At 59.9% G+C, this 18,969-nt stretch carries 18 protein-coding genes; 10 read left to right on the top strand and 8 right to left on the bottom strand.

Annotated features, from left to right (window positions below):
• Positions 1-53 precede the first annotated feature (53 nt).
• The 3 genes from KZX66_RS02940 to gcl all read right to left on the bottom strand — a co-directional run bounded on the left by KZX66_RS02940 (position 54) and on the right by gcl (position 3,690).
• A complete protein-coding gene (locus tag KZX66_RS02940; RefSeq protein ID WP_248076252.1) occupies positions 54-944 on the bottom strand; it encodes a 2-hydroxy-3-oxopropionate reductase in 891 nt (296 codons plus the stop codon).
• Between the two features lie 177 nt (positions 945-1,121).
• Positions 1,122-1,904 (bottom strand): hydroxypyruvate isomerase, encoded by a 783-nt coding sequence (gene hyi, locus KZX66_RS02935; protein ID WP_248076250.1) that lies wholly within the window; start codon positions 1,902-1,904, stop codon positions 1,122-1,124.
• A gap of 10 nt (positions 1,905-1,914) precedes the next feature.
• Positions 1,915-3,690, bottom strand: coding sequence for a glyoxylate carboligase (gcl, locus tag KZX66_RS02930; protein WP_248076249.1), 1,776 nt, complete (start codon positions 3,688-3,690; stop codon positions 1,915-1,917).
• A 267-nt stretch (positions 3,691-3,957) separates the two neighbouring features.
• Between gcl and KZX66_RS02925 the strand changes: the two genes are divergently transcribed.
• The gene (locus KZX66_RS02925; protein ID WP_248076247.1) at positions 3,958-4,398 is read left to right on the top strand and encodes a heme-binding protein; all 441 of its coding nucleotides are present in this window, start codon (positions 3,958-3,960) and stop codon (positions 4,396-4,398) included.
• Between the two features lie 67 nt (positions 4,399-4,465).
• Here the strand turns inward: KZX66_RS02925 and KZX66_RS02920 are convergent, their stop codons facing one another.
• Positions 4,466-5,071, bottom strand: coding sequence for a TetR/AcrR family transcriptional regulator (locus KZX66_RS02920; protein WP_248076245.1), 606 nt, complete (start codon positions 5,069-5,071; stop codon positions 4,466-4,468).
• Positions 5,072-5,206: 135 nt separating this feature from the next.
• Between KZX66_RS02920 and KZX66_RS02915 the strand changes: the two genes are divergently transcribed.
• A complete protein-coding gene (locus KZX66_RS02915; protein WP_248076243.1) occupies positions 5,207-6,121 on the top strand; it encodes a DUF808 domain-containing protein in 915 nt (304 codons plus the stop codon).
• Positions 6,122-6,175: 54 nt separating this feature from the next.
• Here the strand turns inward: KZX66_RS02915 and KZX66_RS02910 are convergent, their stop codons facing one another.
• Positions 6,176-6,964 (bottom strand): VacJ family lipoprotein, encoded by a 789-nt coding sequence (locus KZX66_RS02910; RefSeq protein WP_248076240.1) that lies wholly within the window; start codon positions 6,962-6,964, stop codon positions 6,176-6,178.
• Positions 6,957-8,255 (bottom strand): serine/threonine protein kinase, encoded by a 1,299-nt coding sequence (locus tag KZX66_RS02905; RefSeq protein ID WP_248076237.1) that lies wholly within the window; start codon positions 8,253-8,255, stop codon positions 6,957-6,959. Before KZX66_RS02905 ends, KZX66_RS02910 begins: the two co-directional genes overlap by 8 nt.
• A gap of 237 nt (positions 8,256-8,492) precedes the next feature.
• Here KZX66_RS02905 and KZX66_RS02900 point away from each other — a divergent pair, with 237 nt between their 5' ends.
• Positions 8,493-8,861: a hypothetical protein gene (locus tag KZX66_RS02900; RefSeq protein WP_248076234.1), complete on the top strand. Its 369-nt coding sequence runs from the start codon at positions 8,493-8,495 to the stop codon at positions 8,859-8,861.
• 43 nt (positions 8,862-8,904) lie between these two features.
• Here the strand turns inward: KZX66_RS02900 and KZX66_RS02895 are convergent, their stop codons facing one another.
• Positions 8,905-10,458: a glycosyl hydrolase family 17 protein gene (locus tag KZX66_RS02895; protein ID WP_248076232.1), complete on the bottom strand. Its 1,554-nt coding sequence runs from the start codon at positions 10,456-10,458 to the stop codon at positions 8,905-8,907.
• 331 nt (positions 10,459-10,789) lie between these two features.
• Between KZX66_RS02895 and KZX66_RS02890 the strand changes: the two genes are divergently transcribed.
• The 3 genes from KZX66_RS02890 (at position 10,790) to KZX66_RS02880 (ending at position 13,824) form a co-directional block, all read left to right on the top strand.
• Complete coding sequence (locus KZX66_RS02890) at positions 10,790-11,641, top strand: glycine betaine ABC transporter substrate-binding protein (RefSeq protein ID WP_248076230.1); 852 nt, start codon at positions 10,790-10,792, stop codon at positions 11,639-11,641.
• Positions 11,642-11,857: 216 nt separating this feature from the next.
• Entirely contained in the window at positions 11,858-12,169 is a 312-nt protein-coding gene (locus KZX66_RS02885; RefSeq protein ID WP_003190001.1) for a DUF485 domain-containing protein, read from the top strand.
• Positions 12,166-13,824 carry a cation acetate symporter gene (locus KZX66_RS02880; protein ID WP_248076229.1) on the top strand — a complete coding sequence of 553 codons (1,659 nt, stop codon included), beginning with the start codon at positions 12,166-12,168 and terminating at the stop codon, positions 13,822-13,824. Before KZX66_RS02885 ends, KZX66_RS02880 begins: the two co-directional genes overlap by 4 nt.
• Before the next feature lie 183 nt (positions 13,825-14,007).
• Here KZX66_RS02880 and gltA read toward each other — a convergent pair whose 3' ends face one another.
• Positions 14,008-15,297, bottom strand: coding sequence for a citrate synthase (gene gltA / locus KZX66_RS02875; protein ID WP_034137560.1), 1,290 nt, complete (start codon positions 15,295-15,297; stop codon positions 14,008-14,010).
• 365 nt (positions 15,298-15,662) lie between these two features.
• Here gltA and sdhC point away from each other — a divergent pair, with 365 nt between their 5' ends.
• Genes sdhC through KZX66_RS02855 form a run of 4 tightly spaced genes read left to right on the top strand, consistent with a single transcriptional unit; the run spans position 15,663 to position 18,891 of the window.
• On the top strand, positions 15,663-16,037 hold the full coding sequence (gene sdhC / locus KZX66_RS02870) for a succinate dehydrogenase, cytochrome b556 subunit (RefSeq protein ID WP_003172804.1): 375 nt from the start codon (positions 15,663-15,665) through the stop codon (positions 16,035-16,037).
• Positions 16,031-16,399, top strand: coding sequence for a succinate dehydrogenase, hydrophobic membrane anchor protein (gene sdhD / locus KZX66_RS02865; RefSeq protein WP_044273013.1), 369 nt, complete (start codon positions 16,031-16,033; stop codon positions 16,397-16,399). The genes sdhC and sdhD overlap by 7 nt, the downstream gene beginning before the upstream one ends.
• A gap of 3 nt (positions 16,400-16,402) precedes the next feature.
• Positions 16,403-18,175 (top strand): succinate dehydrogenase flavoprotein subunit, encoded by a 1,773-nt coding sequence (sdhA, locus tag KZX66_RS02860; protein WP_248076227.1) that lies wholly within the window; start codon positions 16,403-16,405, stop codon positions 18,173-18,175.
• An 11-nt stretch (positions 18,176-18,186) separates the two neighbouring features.
• The gene (locus tag KZX66_RS02855; RefSeq protein WP_003172807.1) at positions 18,187-18,891 is read left to right on the top strand and encodes a succinate dehydrogenase iron-sulfur subunit; all 705 of its coding nucleotides are present in this window, start codon (positions 18,187-18,189) and stop codon (positions 18,889-18,891) included.
• Positions 18,892-18,969: the final 78 nt, after the last annotated feature.

The following is an 18,969-nucleotide window of genomic DNA, read 5'->3' as shown; positions in this document are numbered from 1 at the left end:
CCTGTGGCAGGGGGCACGTCCCTCCCACAGGCGCCGCGTGTCACATCAGGGGGTTAGTTATCGCGAATCGAGAAGTTCGCCATATGCTCCAGGCCCTTGATCAGCGCCGAGTGGTCCCAGTTACCACCGCCAATTGCGGCGCAGGTGCTGAACACTTGCTGGGTGCCCGCGGTGTTCGGCAGGTTGATCCCCAGCTCCTTGGCGCCGGCCAGGGCCAGGTTGAGGTCTTTCTGGTGCAGGTTGATGCGAAAGCCCGGATCGAAGGTGCCCTTGATCATGCGTTCGCCATGCACTTCCAGAATCTTCGACGAAGCAAAACCACCCATCAGCGCTTCACGCACCTTGGCCGGGTCGGCGCCGTTCTTGGCGGCGAACAGCAGGGCTTCGGCCACCGCCTGGATGTTCAGCGCGACGATGATCTGGTTGGCGACCTTGGCGGTCTGGCCATCGCCATTACCGCCGACCAGGGTGATGTTCTTGCCCATGCTCTGGAACAGCGGCAGGGCGCGCTCGAAGGTCTGCGCTTCGCCACCGACCATGATGCTCAAGGTGCCGGCCTTGGCGCCGACTTCACCGCCGGACACCGGTGCATCGAGGTAGTGCGCGCCGCGCTCGTTGATCTTGGCTGCAAACGCTTTGGTGGCGGTGGGGGAGATCGAGCTCATGTCGATCACCACCTTGTTCGGCGACAGGCCGGCGGCCACCCCGTCGGTGCGAAACAGCACGTCGTCGACCTGCGGGGTGTCGGGCACCATGACGATGATGAACTCGGCTTCCTGGGCCACCTGCTGCGGGCTGGCCAGGGCCACGGCGCCGGCGCTGATCAATTCAGCCGGGGCCTTGCCGTGATGTTCGGAGAGGAACAGTTGGTGACCTGCTTTCTGCAGGTTCGCGGCCATGGGTTGGCCCATGATGCCGGTGCCGATAAAGCCGATTTTAGCCATGATGAAAATCCTCTTTTTATTCTCTGTGAGCGCTGGGCTTGCTGCGGTGGGCGGGCTTGTCGCACCGCCTGCGCAGGGCTGCGGGGCAGCACCATCAGGTCGGCGGTGAACCCGTCGGGGGACAAGCCCCTCACCACGGCAAGCCGCTTCCCACCGGGTGGTTTTGTGTGGTGTTTGTCAGATGGCGTTGTGGGTCTTGAGCCATCCAAGTCCGGCCTCGGTAGTGGTCAACGGCTTGTACTCGCAGCCGACCCAACCCGCATAGCCGATACGGTCCAGATGCTTGAACAGGAAGCGGTAGTTGATCTCACCGGTGCCTGGCTCATTGCGCCCCGGGTTGTCCGCCAGTTGGATGTGGTTGATCTCACCCAGGTGCGCGGCCATGGTGCGGGCCAGGTCGCCCTCCATGATTTGCATGTGATAGATGTCGTATTGCAGGAACAGGTTGTCACTGCCCACTTGCTCGCGAATCGACAGGGCTTGTGCGGTGTTGTTCAGGTAAAAGCCCGGAATGTCTCGGGTGTTGATCGCTTCCATCACCAGCTTGATGCCCACCGCTTGCAGCTTGTCGGCGGCGTATTTGAGGTTGGCGACAAAGGTCTTTTCCAGGGTGGCGTCGTCCACCCCGGCCGGACGAATCCCCGCCAGGCAGTTGATCTGGGTGTTGCCCAGTACCTGGGCGTAGGCGATGGCCAGCTTGACCCCGGCGCGGAACTCCTCGACCCGATCCGGGTGACACGCCAGACCGCGCTCGCCCTTGGCCCAGTCCCCGGCCGGCAGGTTGAACAGCACCTGAGTCAGACCGTTGGCATCCAGTTGTGCCTTGATTTCGGCGGAGCTGAATTCGTAGGGGAACAGGTACTCGACCCCTTGGAAACCCGCATCGGCGGCCGCTTTGAAGCGGGCAAGGAAGTGCTGTTCGGTAAACAGCATGGACAGGTTGGCGGCAAAGCGCGGCATAGGGTTCTCCTTAATCGAGCAGGGAAATGGCGGTCGGCGCATCGTTGCCGACCAGGGCCAGATCTTCGAATTCGTTGACGGCGTTGATCTCGGTGCCCATGGAAATATTGGTCACGCGCTCCAGAATAATCTCAACGATCACCGGCACCTTGAATTCTTCGATCATGGCCTGGGCTTTGCGCAACGCCGGCTGGATCTGGCCTGGCTCGAACACGCGCAGGGCCTTGCAACCCAGGCCTTCGGCGACGGCAACATGGTCAACGCCATACCCGTTGAGTTCCGGGGCATTGAGGTTGTCGAAAGACAGCTGCACGCAGTAGTCCATTTCGAAACCGCGCTGGGCCTGGCGGATCAGGCCCAGGTAGGAATTGTTCACCACCACGTGGATGTAGGGCAGCTTGAACTGCGCGCCCACGGCCAGTTCTTCGATCATGAACTGGAAGTCATAGTCGCCGGACAGCGCCACCACTTTGCGGCTCGGGTCGGCCTTGACCACGCCGAGCGCGGCGGGGATGGTCCAACCCAAGGGGCCCGCCTGGCCGCAGTTGATCCAGTGACGCGGCTTATACACGTGCAGGAATTGCGCGCCGGCAATCTGCGACAGGCCGATGGTGCTCACGTAGCAGGTGTCTTTGCCGAACACCTGGTTCATCTCTTCGTACACACGCTGGGGTTTGACCGGGACGTTGTCGAAGTGCGTCTTGCGGTGCAGGGTGGCTTTACGCTGCTGGCAGTCGTGCAGCCAGGCGCTGCGATCCTTGAGCCTGCCGGCGGCTTTCCACTCGCGGGCCACTTCAATGAACATCGTCAGCGCGGCCCCGGCATCGGACACGATACCCAGGTCCGGGGTGAACACGCGGCCGATCTGCGTGGGTTCGATGTCGACGTGAATGAAGGTACGCCCCTCGGTGTAGACCTCCACCGAACCGGTGTGGCGGTTGGCCCAACGGTTGCCGATCCCCAGCACCACGTCCGACTTGAGCAGCGTCGCGTTGCCATAACGGTGGGAGGTTTGCAGGCCGACCATGCCCACCATCAGCGGGTGATCGTCGGGGATGGTGCCCCAGCCCATCAGGGTCGGAATCACGGGGATACCGGTCAGTTCAGCGAATTCAACCAGCAGTTCGCTGGCGTCGGCGTTGATCACGCCGCCGCCGCTGACCAGCAGCGGGCGCTCGGCGGCGTCAAGCAGGGCCAGGGCTTTTTCCACCTGGATGCGGGTTGCCAGCGGTTTGGCCAGGGGCAGTGGCTGGTAGGCGTCGATGTCGAATTCGATCTCGGCCATCTGCACGTCGAACGGCAAGTCGATCAGCACCGGGCCGGGGCGGCCGGAGCGCATTTCATAAAAGGCTTTCTGGAAGGCGTAGGGCACCTGGCCGGGTTCGAGCACGGTGGTCGCCCACTTGGTCACCGGCTTGACGATGCTGGTGATGTCCACGGCCTGGAAGTCTTCCTTGTGCATGCGCGCACGGGGGGCTTGCCCGGTGATGCACAGGATGGGGATCGAGTCGGCCGACGCGCTGTACAGGCCGGTGACCATGTCGGTGCCCGCCGGGCCCGAGGTGCCGATGCACACGCCGATGTTGCCGGCCTTGGTGCGGGTGTAACCCTCGGCCATGTGCGAGGCGCCTTCAACGTGGCGAGCAAGGACGTGATCGATGCCACCCACCTTCTGCAAGGCCGAGTACAGCGGGTTGATCGCGGCGCCTGGGATGCCGAAGGCGGTGTCCACGCCTTCACGGCGCATAACCAGGACGGCGGCTTCGATTGCTCTCATTTTGCTCATGTTTTTGGTGCCTCTTGCGTTTTGTAATTGTATACAAGTGGTGTCCTGGCAAAGTGTATTCACGGCGAGCGTCGCAGGTCAATGGATTTTATTCTTGTGCATTGACGTTCGTCGGAGGGCATTTTTGCCAGGCTTTTTCGACGTATGGAGCATTTGTGTGAAAATATTGTATACAAAATATAGTTTGATTGTGTTCTATTTGTTTGATCGGGCATCTGATCAGACAGACCTCCATCGCATTCCCAATAACAAAAGAAGGACGGCACCATGAGCGCGTTAACCTTGAAACTCGCCACCCAACTGGCCAACCAGGCCCTCGCCGCAGGGCGCACCATGGCTGCCGCGCCGCTGACCATCGCGGTGCTGGACGGCGGCGGCCACTTGATCGCCCTGCAACGGGAAGACGGCGCCAGCCTGCTGCGCCCGCAAATCGCCATCGGCAAGGCCTGGGGTGCGATTGCGTTGGGTAAAGGCTCACGTTTGCTGGCGCTGGACGCCCATCAGCGCCCGGCATTTATCGCCGCGTTGAACAGCCTGGGGCAGGGCAGCGTGGTGCCCGCACCGGGTGGCGTGTTGATCCGCAATCAGGACGGCGTGGTGCTGGGGGCGATCGGAATCAGCGGCGATACCTCGGACATTGACGAGCAGTGCGCGATTACGGCGATCGAGGGGGTGGGGTTGTTGGCGGATGCTGGGGTGTCGGCTTGAGCATTGGGTGACGGTGAGGGCGGCATCGGCGGCAAGCGCCCGCCCACCGTGTTGACCGTGCCGACTATCAGTCCGGCGCACACCCCTTTAACACCAAACGAATGATCGTCTGCGCGGCCGCTTCATAATCCGCTTCGTCCAGCTTGGGCTTGCCGGTCACGGCCGAAATCTGCCAGTCGAAATCGGCGTATGTCTGGGTCGCGGCCCAGATGCTGAACATCAGGTGATTGGGGTCGATCGTTGCGATCAGGCCGCGGTCCACCCAGCTCTGGATGCATTGGATATTGTGCTTGGCCTGGACGTTGAGCTGTTCGATCTGATCGGCGCTCAGGTGCGGGGCGCCGTGCATGATTTCGCTGGCGAAGACCTTGGAGGCGAACGGCAGGTCACGGGAGATGCGGATTTTCGAGCGGATGTAGTTGCTCAGCACTTCATTGGGCTCGCCCTCGGGGTTGAAGGGCGTGGACGCGGCCAGGATCGGCTCGATGATGCTTTCGAGCACCTCGCGGTAGAGGTTGTCCTTGGACTTGAAGTAGTAGTAAACGTTGGGCTTAGGCAGCCCGGCCTTGGCGGCAATGTCGCTGGTTTTGGTCGCGGCGAAGCCCTTGTCGGCAAACTCCTCGCTGGCCGCCCGCAGGATTTTTTCTTTGTTGCGCTCGCGAATGCTGCTCATAAACCAGGAACTTCCTTGCCAAGACCGGCGGTTGCGCATGGTAGCACCGGCTATCCGCGAGCCTCAACAATGTGCCCGCAAAGCTTTGCGCCGCGTTATGCTCGCGCCATCTTTCTTTATACGGATGCCCGATTCATGGCAGGAAGCAGCTTGTTGGTGTTGATTGACGATATCGCCGCAGTACTCGATGACGTCGCCCTGATGACAAAAGTGGCCGCGAAGAAAACGTCCGGCGTGCTGGGCGATGACCTGGCGCTTAATGCCCAGCAGGTGTCAGGCGTACGCGCCGATCGGGAAATCCCTGTGGTGTGGGCGGTGGCCAAGGGCTCGTTCGTCAATAAACTGATTCTGGTGCCGACGGCCCTGTTGATCAGCGCATTTGCCCCTTGGGCGGTAACGCCGCTGTTGATGCTCGGCGGCGCCTACCTGTGTTTCGAAGGTTTCGAAAAGCTCGCGCATAAATTTCTCCACAGCAAGTCCGAAGACCAGGCCGAACATGCGCACTTGGTCGAAGCGGTGGCCGACCCAGCGGTCGATCTGGTGGCCTTCGAAAAGGACAAGATCAAAGGCGCGATCCGCACCGATTTCATCCTCTCGGCCGAAATCATCGCCATCACCCTCGGTATTGTGGCCGATGCGCCCCTGATGCAGCAGGTGATCGTGCTGTCGGGGATCGCCATCGTGATGACGGCCGGCGTTTACGGGCTGGTGGCCGGCATCGTCAAGCTCGATGACCTGGGCCTGTGGCTCACGCAGAAGCCTGGCCAGGTGGCGCGCAGCATCGGCGGCGGCATCCTGCGCGCGGCGCCGTACATGATGAAGAGCCTGTCGGTGATCGGCACGGCGGCGATGTTCATGGTCGGCGGCGGCATCCTCACCCACGGCGTGCCGGTGGTGCATCACTGGATCGAGACGGTGAGCCAGAGCGCGGGTGCGGTGGCGTGGTTGATGCCGACGGTGCTCAATGCTGTGGCGGGGATCATTGCCGGAGCGGTGGTGCTGGCGGTGGTCAGTGGCCTCGGCAAGGTTTGGAAGACCCTCAGGGCTTAAATGGCAGGTATAAAAAAGGCCATTCATTCGAATGGCCTTTTTTGTGCGCGTTGTTTACTCGGCAATCTGCAACTTGCGCGATTCGGTGTAGATATACCGGACCTTTTCATACTCGAACGGCGAGTTCATCTGGCCGTAGCGGAAGCTGGTCTGGTAGCGCTTGTCCACCGCGCGCAGGGCCCAGATTTCCGGGTGGTTGGAGCTGACTTCGGAGACGTTCAGGAAGTTGATCTGGGATTCGGCGGTGTAGTCCACCAGCAGGCCGCCGGTGTCGCGCAGGTTTGATGGGCCGAAGATCGGCAGCACCAGGTACGCGCCGCCGGGTACGCCATAGAAGCCCAGGGTCTGGCCGAAGTCTTCGCTCTGGCGTGGCAGGCCCATGGCGGTGGCCGGGTCCCACAGGCCGGCGATGCCGACGGTGGTGTTGAGCAGCAGGCGCCCGGTGGTTTCCAGTGAACGGTGGCCCTTGAGTTGCAGCAGGCTGTTCAACAGGTTGGGCACATCGCCCAGGTTGTTGAAGAAGTTGCTCACGCCGGTCCGCAGGAAACTTGGCGTAACGTAGGTGTAGCCGTTGACCACGGGCAGGAACACCCATTGGTCGAAGCGGTAGTTGAAGTGGTACACACGACGGTTCCACGCTTCCAGCGGGTCATACACGTTAAGCGCGGTGAGTGTCGAACGCTCGAATTCACGCTGGTCCAGGCCTGGGTTGAACTTGAGCTTGGTCAGCGGCTCCTTGAAGCCATCGGCGCCGACCGTGACCGGTTCGTGAGCCTTGCTGTTGTCGGCATTGGCGACGCCTGCGCACATCAGCGCGGCGAGCAGCAAAAGATATTTAGCCACGGAAGAACTCCAGCATGGCGTCGGCGTTGACGCGGTAATTAAGGTTGCCGCAGTGGCCGCCCAGCGGGTAGACGGTCAGGCGATCGCCGAAGGTTTTACGCAAAAAGCCGAGATCGCCCGGGCCCAGGATCACGTCGTCGGCGTTGTGCATGACGGCGATTTTCGGGCTGGCGTGCAGGTAGTCCTTGAGGGCGTACAGGCTGACCTGATCGACCAGCTGCAGCAGGCTGCCACCGTCGGAGCGCGCGCGCCACATCGGGATCACTTGCTCGGTGAGGTAGCAGTCGAAGTCGCATTGCAGCGCACGCTTGAGGAACGGCGTGAGGCTGGTGCCTTCGGTGATCGGATACTTGGGCGGAATGATCAGGCCGCGGCGGTTGATCAAGTCCGAGGTAAAGGCGATGTCGGCTGCCGAGAAGCGGAACGAGGTGCCGATCAGCATGGCCATCTGTTCGTTGGTCAGGTGCTGCTTGGATTGCTGGAAGTCGTAGAGCAGGGCGTCATTGAGGTCGATGTAGCCCTTTTGCTGGAAGTAGCGGGTCAGCTTGTTCAGCACCAGTTCATAGAAGGTGGTGGTGTTGTTGATGCCCTTGACCTCGGTTTGGACCAGTTTGTCGAGGTTGCTGATCGAGGTGTAGAGGTTGACCGGCGGGTTGAGCAGCAGCACTTTCTTGAAGTTGAAGCTGCGACGGGTCTCGTCCAGTTTGCTGACGAAGGCCGCATCCAGCGCACCCAGGCTGTAGCCGGTGAGGTAGAAGTCGGTCACCGGCAGCGAAGCGTTCTGCGCGCGCACCGCTTGCATCACGCGGTACATGTCTTCGGCGTCTTCCTGGCTGATGCCGGGGGTGGCGAAGCGCGATGCGGAGGCGATGAAGTCAAAGCTGGTGGGCGACGACAGTTGCACCACGTGGTAGCCGGCCTGGTAGTACAGTTTTTTCAGGTATTCGTTGATGCTGCTGTCAAACCGCGCACCGGTGCCCGCGATCAGAAAGATCAGCGGCGCGGCGCGATCCTGCTTGGCGATGCGGTAGGTGAGCTTTTTCACCGCCCAGAAGTTGTCCGGCAGGCTGAACTCGCGCTCGGGGCGCATGTTGAGGGTGTAGTCGGACTGGTTGATCTCGTCGTCGGTTGGCAATTTTGGCCGAAGGTCAGGCGGGGTGGTCGCGATGGTCGCTTCGAACGGGTTGGTCAAAGGGTAGCCATAGCTGGCTTGGTCGATGTCGACCGCCAGTGCTGACGCACTCAAAAAAAGGCTGCCCAGTAAGGCAGCACAGCGCAAGGAACGGAGCATGACTTAATCCCTAAGAGGAAACGTGCTTGATGAAGTTCGCAGGCTATGACCACCGCGTAACGTCCGAAGTGCCAGTACACGGCACGAAAAGTCGGAAAATAACGTCGGAATCGGGGTAATAGTAGCCAGACGATACACTTTGCCACGCATCTATGAACACTAATTGTGTGTATGTCCCTTGCTAACGGCCGTCGGAGCATTAAGCTGGGCGCCGTTTTTGCCTATCGGAGTACCTCCATGTCCCGTCGTTTGCCGCTGATTTTGCTGCTTATTGCCTTGCCGTTATGGCTCGCCGCCAGTTATGGCGCGCGCTACGGCTTTATGGAGGATGGCCGCTGGGTGGGCATTTGCGTGGACGAGGCCAGCCGCTGGGAATGCCAACTGCGTGGGAACCTTGGGTTGATGATTCACTTCAAGGTGCTGGGCTGGGCGGCGTTGATCACCGCGGTGCTCGGGTTTTTCGTGCCGGGGCGGGCGGGATGGGGGCTGGCGGTGTTGGCGATGGTCTTTGGTTTGCCCGCGCTGGCGTTGTACAACACCACGTTTGCGGTGTTTGCGGTGGTGATTGCGGGGTTACGGTTGGTGCGCAAGCCCCCCGCCACATGAGAGCGCATTGCCAGTGTGGGAGGGGGCATGCGCTGATGGGGTCTTAAGCCTTGTGCATCCGCAAGCATCGCCACAAGGCTGCGACCATCAACACACTGACCAGCGCCCAAGCCCAAGCCTGCTGGTTCAATAACCCTTCGCGATACAGCTGCGGCGCAATGCCGGCGCCAATGATGAAGGTCAGCAGCGCGATCTCCCGTCGCGGCCCGCTCACAGGGCGAAGCAGATATACCAAGCCTGGCAGCACCAGCGCCGCACTTGGGAAGCTGCGATATCGTGGGTCGAACACCAACGCCAGCATCATCACCGCACCGGCAAAACCGGCGATCGCCACCAGCCAACCCGCACGTTGCTCCAGCCAGTTGAAGGCCCGCTCGCGCCAACCTTCCCGGGCGCTCAATGCCAACGCGGCATGAGCCAGCACCAGCAGATTCAACGCCACCAGCACGCCAGCCCACGCCCATTCGTCATTAAAGCGGGCGGTGACGCGGGTGAGTTCCGCCCAGGTTCCGATGGAACAGGCGGCGACGGCACCGAGCAGGGGTAGCGCAATAGCGTTGCGCGCACTGCGCACGCGCCCCCCCAGCGTCAACGTAGCCAACACAATGATGCCCCCGACGCCCAGCCACAGCGGCCAGTACGGCACGTTGGTCACCGGCCCGGCGAGGATGCCCTTATCCTGGCGATCGGCATCGAACAGCCCCCAGTAACCGCCGACCGCGCCTTCACTGGCGCGTTTCCATGGCTGGTCGAAGGCTTCGATCAGGTTGTAGTGCCAGCCATTGGCCTCGGCCATGGCCACGAAGCCGCGCATGAACTTGGCTTCGTTGACCCGGCTCGGCACCGCGGTTTCCCGCTGACGGCCTTCGCTCGGCCAGCCGGTCTCTCCGATCAGCACATCCTTGGGCGCGAATTTGTTACCGAAGGTCTGGCGCACATCGCCCACATGCTTGAGGGCCTGGTCGATGCCGGACGGGTCATCCTCCCAGTACGGCAGCAGGTGAATGGTCAGGAAATCCACCGCCGGGGCGATTTCGGGGTGTTGCAGCCAGAACTCCCACACATCGGCATAGGTCACCGGCTGCTTGATCTGGCTTTTGACTTTTTGGATCAGCCGCACCAATTGCGAGGCGGTGACTTCTTTGCGCAGCAGGGCCTCGTTGCCGACGATCACCGAAGTGACCACATCGGGGTTGGCGTTGGCCGAAGTGATCAGCAGGTCGACCTCTTTTTCCGTTGCGACCGGGTCGCTGCTGACCCAGGCACCGATCATCAATTTCAACCCGTGCTTGCGCGCCAGCGCCGGCAGGGCTTCCAGGCCGGTCATGGAGTACGTGCGAATGCATTCAAAGCGGGTGGCCAGCAGGGCCAGGTCAGCGTCCATGCGTGCGGGGCGCAGGGTGAACGGTTGGTCGAAGGGGGATTGGTCCTTGTCGAACGGGGTGTAGGAGGCACATTGCAGCTTGTGGCTGGCGCTGGCGACGTCCGGCAGCACCACCGGCCGGCCGAGGCCATACCAGTAGCCGACAAGGGCCAGCAGGCCAAGGATCAGAGCGAAGAAATAGGGCAGGGCAGGGAAGCGGGCATTCGCGGGCATGGTCGGCTTATCTGGGGAGCAAAGGCGCGCATCTTACCCGGATTTGCCCCTTGCCAGTGGGGCTGCATGATTTTGACATGCAAAGTTCGGGCGGAATTTTGACGCCATGTTCGCAGAAATGCGCTGCTGGCGATGTGATGTCGTTTCTTGCTTGTATAAGGTCGCTGCCAGAGCAGGACGTTGGCCTCGTGAGGTTGATGATCGAAGTGTCAGCATTCCACTGATGTCGCAGCCACCGGATCGATGCGCGTGAGGGGGGCGCGGTGCACCACATAACAACAGGTTGACGTCGCTCGACATCCGTCGGGCGCAGCACTTTCGGGGAAGTACGATGAAGATGCGACGACTCTTGGGCGCAGCTGCCACTCTGGTAGTTGCGATGAGCTCCACACTGGCCAGTGCCGACAGCAAAACCCTGAGCATCGGCTACGTGGATGGCTGGTCGGACAGCGTTGCCACCACTCACGTGGCGGCGGAAGTGATCAAGCAAAAGCTCGGTTATGACGTGAAACTGCAAGCGGTCGCCACCGGGATCATGTGGCAGGGCGTGGCCACCGGCAAGCTCGATGCCATGCTCTCGGCCTGGCTGCCCGTGACCCACGGCGAGTACTGGACCAAGAACAAGGACAAGGTGGTCGACTACGGCCCCAACTTCAAGGATGCCAAGATCGGCTTGATCGTGCCGGAGTACGTCAAGGCCAAGTCCATCGAAGACCTCAAAACCGACACCACCTTCAAGAATAAAATCGTCGGCATCGACGCCGGTTCAGGCGTGATGCTCAAGACCGACGAAGCCATCAAGCAGTACGGCCTCGATTACAAGCTGCAAGCCAGTTCGGGCGCCGCAATGATCGCCGAGCTGACCCGCGCAGAAGACAAGCAGGAATCCATCGCCGTCACCGGTTGGGTGCCGCACTGGATGTTCGCCAAGTGGAAACTGCGTTTCCTGGAAGACCCAAAAGGGATTTACGGCGCTGCTGAAACCGTCAACAGCATCGGCAGCAAGGGCCTGGAGAAGAAAGCGCCGGAAGTCGCGGCCTTCCTGAAGAAGTTCCAGTGGGCCTCCAAGGACGAAATCGGCGAAGTCATGCTCGCTATCCAGGAGGGCGCCAAGCCTGACGCGGCGGCCAAGGACTGGGTTGCCAAGCACCCTGAGCGTGTGGCTGAGTGGACCGCTAAATAACGTACAACGCTCTAAACAGCACCTTACAAGCCCGTCTGGCGTTCGCGCCAGGCGGGTTTTGTCGTTTCAGGGCAAGGGGCCGTCAATTTAATCAGTTCAATGTTGGCGGCAACCGTCATGTGGTTCTACTACTAAGGTCGTCTGGAACCAGTTCCGCAGCCGCATACAGTGGCTATGTTCCAATAATAAAAAAGCTGTGCTGCGAGGATAAAAACAATGAACGACAGCATTTACCTCTCGATTCAAAACAGCCCGCGTTTCAAGGAGCTGGTGAGAAAAAGGGAACGATTCGCCTGGATTCTCTCGGCAATCATGCTAGGGCTTTACTCCGCTTTCATCCTGTTGATCGCCTACGGGCCACAAGTACTGGGGGCCAAAATCAGCCCCGGTTCGTCGATTACCTGGGGCATTCCCTTGGGCGTCGGGTTGATTGTGTCCGCTTTCATTCTGACCGGCATTTACGTGCGTCGGGCCAATGGCGAGTTTGACGATCTGAACAATGCGATTCTCAAGGAGGCTGCGCAATGATCCGTCGTCTACTGGCAGTATTCGGCGCTTCGCTTTTTGCTCCTGCCGTTTGGGCGGCGGACGCATTGACCGGTGAAGTGCATAAGCAACCGCTGAACATCTCGGCCATCCTGATGTTTATCGCATTCGTCGGTGCCACCCTGTGCATCACTTACTGGGCTTCCAAGCGTAACAAGTCGGCGGCCGATTACTACGCAGCCGGCGGCAAGATCACCGGTTTCCAGAACGGTCTGGCCATTGCCGGTGACTACATGTCGGCGGCGTCCTTCCTGGGGATTTCCGCGCTGGTGTACACCTCTGGCTATGATGGTCTGATCTACTCGATCGGCTTTCTGGTGGGCTGGCCGATCATTCTGTTCCTGATCGCTGAGCGCCTGCGTAACCTGGGTAAATACACCTTTGCCGACGTGGCGTCCTACCGCCTCGGGCAAACCCAGATCCGCAGCCTGTCGGCCTGTGGCTCCCTGGTGGTGGTGGCGTTCTACCTGATCGCGCAGATGGTCGGCGCCGGTAAGCTGATCCAACTGCTGTTCGGTCTGGACTACCACGTAGCGGTGATCCTGGTCGGCATCTTGATGTGCATGTACGTGTTGTTCGGCGGCATGCTGGCGACCACCTGGGTGCAGATCATCAAGGCGGTGCTGCTGTTGTCCGGCGCGTCGTTCATGGCCCTGATGGTCATGAAACACGTCAACTTCGACTTCAACATGCTGTTCTCCGAGGCGATCAAGGTTCACCCTAAAGGTGAAGCGATCATGAGCCCCGGCGGCCTGGTGAAAGACCCCGTCTCCGCGTTCTCCCTGGGCCTGGCACTGATGTTCGGTACCGCGGGCCTGCCGCACATCCTGATGCGCTTCTTCACTGTAAGCGACGCCAAGGAAGCGCGTAAGAGCGTGCTGTATGCAACTGGCTTCATCGGCTACTTCTATATCCTGACCTTTATCATCGGCTTCGGCGCGATCCTGCTGGTCAGCACCAATCCGGCCTTCAAGGATGCTGCAGGCGCTTTGCTGGGCGGTAACAACATGGCAGCGGTGCACCTGGCCAACGCGGTGGGTGGCAGTATCTTCCTGGGCTTCATCTCGGCCGTGGCGTTTGCCACCATCCTGGCGGTGGTTGCCGGTTTGACCCTGGCCGGTGCGTCGGCGGTGTCCCATGACCTCTATGCCAGTGTGATCAAGAAAGGCAAGGCCAACGATAAGGACGAGATTCGCGTGTCGAAGATCACCACCATCGCCTTGGCAGTACTGGCGATTGGTCTTGGCATCCTGTTCGAGAGCCAGAACATCGCGTTCATGGTGGGCCTGGCGTTCTCCATTGCCGCCAGCTGTAACTTCCCGGTGTTGCTGCTTTCCATGTACTGGAAAAACCTCACCACCCGTGGCGCCATGATCGGCGGCTGGCTGGGCCTGATCAGTGCCGTGGGCTTGATGGTGCTGGGCCCGACCATCTGGGTGTCGATCTTGCACCACGAAAAAGCCATCTTCCCGTACGAGTACCCGGCGCTGTTCTCGATGATCATTGCATTCGTCGGCATCTGGTTCTTCTCCATCACCGACAAGTCGGCGGCGGCAGAGAAAGAGCGTGCGCTGTACTTCCCGCAGTTTGTGCGTTCGCAGACTGGCCTGGGGGCGAGTGGGGCGGTGAGTCATTGATTGAGGCAGTTGCAAGCGACTGGCTACAAGCTGCAAGTTAGAAGTGGTGTTGTGTAGAGAGATATCCCTGTAGAGATGCAGGGATATTTTTTTGCTTGCGGCTTGTGGCTTGGCGCTTTCAGTTCACTAAAACGCAGCCCAAAAAAACGGCCTCATCAAGAGGCCGTTTTATTTGGCTGCGTTTTAGTGCCGATCTTCCAGCTTGGTAATGTCACGCGACTCGTAGCCAGTGTACAGCTGGCGCGGGCGGCCAATCTTGTACGGGCTGGAGAGCATTTCTTTCCAGTGGGAGATCCAGCCCACGGTCCGCGCCAGGGCGAAGATCACGGTGAACATGCTGGTTGGAATGCCGATCGCCTTGAGGATGATCCCCGAGTAGAAGTCGACGTTCGGGTACAGCGAGCGTTCGATGAAGTACGGGTCGGTCAGGGCGATCTCTTCCAGGCGCATGGCCAGTTCGAGTTGCGGATCGTTTTTGATGCCCAGTTCCTTCAACACTTCGTCGCAGGTCTGTTTCATGACGGTGGCGCGTGGGTCGCGGTTCTTGTAGACCCGGTGACCGAAGCCCATCAACTTGAACGGATCGTTCTTGTCCTTGGCCTTGGCGATGAAGGTGTCGATGTTCGAGACATCGCCGATTTCATCGAGCATGGTCAATACGGCTTCGTTCGCACCGCCGTGGGCAGGGCCCCACAGTGCAGCGATGCCGGCGGCGATACAGGCGAACGGGTTGGCACCCGAAGAGCCTGCCAGGCGCACGGTGGAGGTCGAGGCGTTCTGTTCGTGGTCGGCGTGGAGGATGAAGATCCGGTCCATGGCCTTGGCGAGCACCGGGCTGATCGGTTTGATCTCACACGGGGTGTTGAACATCATGTGCAGGAAGTTTTCCGCGTACGTCAAGTCGTTGCGCGGGTACATCATGGGCTGGCCCATGGAGTACTTGTAAACCATTGCGGCCAGGGTCGGCATCTTGGCAACCAGGCGGATCGCGGAAATTTCGCGATGCTGCGGGTTATTGATGTCGAGGGAGTCGTGATAGAAGGCCGACAGGGCGCCGACCACGCCGCACATGACGGCCATTGGGTGGGCGTCGCGACGGAAGCCGTTGAAGAACGTCTTCAACTGCTCGTGAACCATGGTGTGGTTCTTCACAGTGCTGACGAACTGGGCTTTTTGCTCGGCTGTTGGCAGTTCGCCATTTAGCAGCAGGTAGCAGGTTTCCAGATAGTCCGACTTTTCAGCCAGTTGCTCGATCGGGTAGCCCCGATGCAGCAGGATGCCATTGTCGCCGTCGATATAGGTGATCTTCGACTCGCAAGAGGCGGTCGACATGAAGCCTGGGTCGAAAGTGAAACGGCCCGTGGCCGTCAGGCCCCGTACGTCGATAACATCGGGACCAACGGTGCCGGTTAAAATGGGCAGCTCGACGGGGGCTGCGCCCTCGATGATCAACTGCGCTTTTTTGTCAGCCATGTGGCCTCCTATTTATGCTTCAAATCATCAGACAGACCCCCCACGCAGGGCCCGCACCACTATAGTGAGATAAATTCAGATGTCAATTTGCCTAAAGTCTTGCCCCAGAAGGCTTTAACCGTACTTTTTCCTCGAAATTGCCTGCCATTTACGCCTTTTATCCCGCCAGCGCAATCCGCTATTAGGGTGAGGTGCGCGCGTTGTCATTAGTAACCTAACTGTCTATACTCGGCCACCGACCGCCAAGGGCTTTTGGGCTTGCTTTCATTGGGGGTCGCACTCCCTGGGTGGTGCTTACCTGACCAGTCGCACTCCCCAACAACTTTGCCCTGATTGTTAGGGGCTCTTCAGTGTGAAAAAAAGCCGTGAATAGCCAACGACCTGTAAACCTAGACCTAAGGACCATCAAACTCCCCATCACCGGCGTTACGTCGTTCCTGCACCGTGTTTCCGGCATCATCCTGTTCCTGGGCTTGGGCATCATGCTTTATGCATTGAGCAAATCCCTGGGTTCCGAGGAAGGTTACGCCGAGGTGAAGGCATGCTTGACCAGTCCGCTGGCCAAGTTCGTAGCATGGGGTCTCTTGTCCGCTCTGCTGTATCACCTGGTAGCCGGCGTGCGCCACTTGATCATGGACATGGGCATTGGCGAGACGCTGGAAGGCGGCCGCCTGGGCTCGAAAATCATCATCGCCATTTCCGTGGTGCTGATCGTTCTGGCAGGAGTTTGGATATGGTAACCAGCGTAACGAATCTGTCGCGTTCGGGCCTCTATGACTGGATGGCACAGCGTGTGTCTGCGGTCGTTCTCGCGGCTTATTTCATTTTCCTGATCGGATACCTCGTGGCCAATCCGGGCATCGGCTATGAGCAATGGCATGCCCTGTTTTCCCACAATGCCATGCGCATCTTCAGTCTGCTGGCCCTTGTAGCCCTGGGCGCTCACGCCTGGGTCGGCATGTGGACCATCGCGACCGACTACCTCACGCCAATGGCGCTGGGCAAGTCCGCGACCGCAGTGCGTTTTCTCTTCCAGGCAGTATGCGGCGTCGCGATGTTCGCTTACTTCGTCTGGGGTGTGCAGATTCTTTGGGGTATCTGATCCATGGCTAACATTCCAACTATTTCCTTCGACGCCATTATTATTGGTGGCGGCGGTGCCGGCATGCGCGCTGCGCTGCAACTGGCCCAGGGCGGTCACAAGACTGCCGTGATCACCAAGGTATTCCCGACGCGTTCCCACACCGTGTCGGCCCAGGGTGGCATCACCTGCGCCATCGCGTCCGCCGACCCGAACGATGACTGGCGCTGGCACATGTACGATACCGTCAAGGGTTCCGACTACATCGGTGACCAGGACGCTATCGAATACATGTGTCAGGAAGGCCCGGCGGCGGTGTTCGAGCTGGACCACATGGGTCTGCCGTTCTCCCGTACCGAACAAGGTCGTATCTACCAGCGTCCATTTGGCGGTCAGTCCAAGGATTACGGCAAAGGTGGCCAGGCTGCCCGTACCTGCGCTGCTTCCGACCGTACCGGTCACGCGCTGCTGCACACCCTTTATCAGGGCAACCTGAAAGCCGGTACCACGTTCCTGAACGAGTACTACGCGGTGGACCTGGTGAAGAACGCTGACGGCGCATTCGTCGGTGTGATTGCCATCTGCATCGAAACCGGTGAAACCACCTACATCCGCGCCAAGGCTACCGTGCTGGCGACGGGCGGTGCAGGCCGTATCTACGCATCGACCACCAATGCCCTGATCAACACCGGTGACGGCGTCGGCATGGCACTGCGTGCCGGCGTACCGGTGCAAGACATCGAAATGTGGCAGTTCCACCCAACCGGCATCGCCGGCGCCGGTGTACTGGTGACCGAAGGTTGCCGTGGTGAAGGTGGTTACCTGATCAACAAGCACGGCGAGCGTTTCATGGAACGTTATGCGCCGAACGCCAAAGACTTGGCCGGTCGTGACGTTGTTGCCCGTTCCATGGTTAAAGAGATTATCGCCGGCAACGGCTGTGGCCCGAACGGTGACCACGTGATGCTCAAGCTCGATCACTTGGGCGAGGAAGTGCTGCACAGCCGCCTGCCAGGTATCTGTGAGCTGTCCAAGACCTTTGCTCACGTTGACCCGGTACTGGCTCCGGTTCCGGTTGTTCCGACCTGCCACTATATGATGGGCGGCGTGCCGACCAACATTCATGGCCAGGCGATCACCCAGAATGCCGAAGGCGTGGACGAGATCATCCACGGCCTGTTCGCGGTAGGCGAAGTGGCTTGCGTATCGGTACACGGCGCGAACCGCCTGGGCGGCAACTCGCTGCTCGACCTGGTGGTATTCGGTCGTGCGGCCGGCCTGCACCTGGAAAAGGCGCTGACCGACGGCATCGAATACGACGACGCTACCGACGCCAACATTGAAGCTGCCCTGGCGCGTCTGAACGCTCTGAACGAGCGAACCGATGGCGAAGACGTGGCTACCCTGCGTCGCGAGCTGCAAAGCTGCATGCAGAACTACTTTGGTGTGTTCCGTACCGGTGAGTACATGCAGAAGGGCATCGCCCAACTGGCTGACCTGCGCACGCGCATCGCCAACGTCAAGATCAACGATAAGAGCCAGGCGTTCAACACCGCTCGTATCGAAGCCCTTGAACTGCAAAACCTGCTGGAAGTGGCTGAAGCGACTGCGATCGCTGCCGAGGTTCGTAAAGAATCCCGTGGTGCCCACGCCCGTGAAGACTTTGAAGATCGCGATGACGAAAACTGGTTGTGCCACACCCTGTACTTCCCGGGTGACAAGCGCGTAACCAAGCGTGCTGTGAACTTCTCGCCGAAGACGGTTCCGACGTTTGAACCGAAAATTCGGACTTACTAAGGGTGACTGCCATGTTGAAAGTCAGTGTTTATCGCTACAACCCTGATCAGGACGCTGCGCCGTTCATGCAGGAATTCCAGGTTGATACCGGCGGTAAAGACCTGATGGTGCTCGATGTATTGGCACTGATCAAAGAGCAGGACGAAGGTTTCTCCTATCGTCGCTCTTGCCGTGAAGGTGTGTGCGGTTCCGACGGCATGAACATCAACGGTAAAAACGGCCTGGCGTGCATCACGCCGCTGTCGGCCGTGGTTAAAGGCAACAAGCTGATCGTTCGTCCTCTGCCAGGTTTGCCGGTTATCCGTGACCTGGTCGTCGATATGAGCATCTTCTACAAGCAATACGAGAAAGTTAAGCCGTTCCTGCAGAACGACACGCCGGCTCCGGCCATCGAGCGTCTGCAGTCCCCGGAAGAGCGCGAGAAGCTCGACGGTCTGTACGAGTGCATCCTGTGCGCTTGCTGCTCGACCTCGTGCCCGTCCTTCTGGTGGAACCCGGACAAATTCCTGGGTCCAGCTGCACTGCTGCAAGCGTACCGCTTCCTGGCAGACAGCCGCGACACCAAGACGTCCGAGCGTCTGGCTTCGCTGGATGACCCGTTCAGCGTATTCCGCTGCCGCGGGATCATGAACTGCGTCAACGTTTGTCCCAAAGGCCTGAACCCGACTAAGGCCATTGGTCACATCCGTAACATGTTGCTGCAAAGCGGCGTGTAACTGACGTTGCAGTAAAAGCAGGACCGTTGTGCCCGTAAATGCTGCGGCGCAGGCTTCAACCGGCGCCGTAGTTTTAAC

Source organism: Pseudomonas sp. EYE_354, from assembly GCF_023148575.1.
In the GTDB taxonomy this organism is placed as follows: domain Bacteria; phylum Pseudomonadota; class Gammaproteobacteria; order Pseudomonadales; family Pseudomonadaceae; genus Aquipseudomonas.
The sequence above is the reverse complement of the archived record's forward strand: the minus strand, read 5'-3'. Positions and strand labels throughout refer to the sequence as shown.